An 802-nucleotide genomic window follows, 5' to 3' on the forward strand; every position below is an offset into this window, starting at 1 on the left:
CCTCTGTATACCCTGTTCAACAACACTTGTTGTTTCATCCTTTAGGCAGTTACAGCAATAGCAAATAATTAAAGATGTGATATTGCGCCTTCAAGTTCTACATGAAGCTGTTGATACAAACACAGATGAGTGTGCGAATACACACACAATCACACACCCACCAAAGTGTTTGTGTGATTGATGGTAGTGCATGCCTCTGTGCCAGCTCAGGAATCATTATGTCAGGACACAGACTGATGGGAGAGGAGTGTTACAAGGTTGGTCATCCCAGCATTTGGCACCTCCAGTATTAATCTGTAAACAGCACTGATCTTTGGTATTATCAGGTTGTCCTGAACACCAGCCCACAAAATCCATCTCTGGACCTCCAATCCAAAACCAAGCACTTTCCTGTTGGCAATCCGAACCTCCAATCCATGTTGGTAGCAGGCTAGTTGTCAGCCCCTGAACAAATTTATACTCATCCTGGTTGTGTATGGATGCAAGGCTTCCCTTTATGGTCAGACAGTGTTTCTGAGCATCAGCCCAAGTCTGTTGCAATGGAACAAACTGGAAACAGCGTTGAGAATATAGAGTCCAACCCGAGGGACAAGTTGTGTGAGCAAAGAATTTTACACGCACTTCAGGAATCGCGGTGGCGTTGATAGCTGTGTCTTCGTCACCATTAACTCTAGCCAGAGCCATCATGGCACAAACAAGTAGAGACACGGTCAGCATCCTGGTGGTGGAGATGACTGATTTCCTGCTGAAAAAATATCTTTTCTGCTGTCTTCACAGTTTCAGCCTGTTGCATCCGCCTTCC

Annotated in this window: 1 protein-coding gene; it reads right to left on the reverse strand. The window is 45.4% G+C overall.

Going from position 1 to position 802, the window contains the following annotated elements:
- Nucleotides 1-216: 216 nt before the first annotated feature.
- Nucleotides 217-717, reverse strand: coding sequence for a C-type lectin domain-containing protein (locus tag GFB48_RS17880; protein ID WP_368669085.1), 501 nt, complete (start codon nucleotides 715-717; stop codon nucleotides 217-219).
- Nucleotides 718-802 lie beyond the last annotated feature (85 nt).

Origin of the sequence: Paraferrimonas sp. SM1919, from assembly GCF_010993985.1 — a bacterium.
GTDB lineage: Bacteria > Pseudomonadota > Gammaproteobacteria > Enterobacterales > Shewanellaceae > SM1919.

What these genes read in the sequence shown, in the direction of transcription:
- GFB48_RS17880 (WP_368669085.1), bottom strand. Translation starts at nt 717, where the DNA reads ATGCTGACCGTGTCTCTACTTGTTTGTGCCATGATGGCTCTGGCTAGA.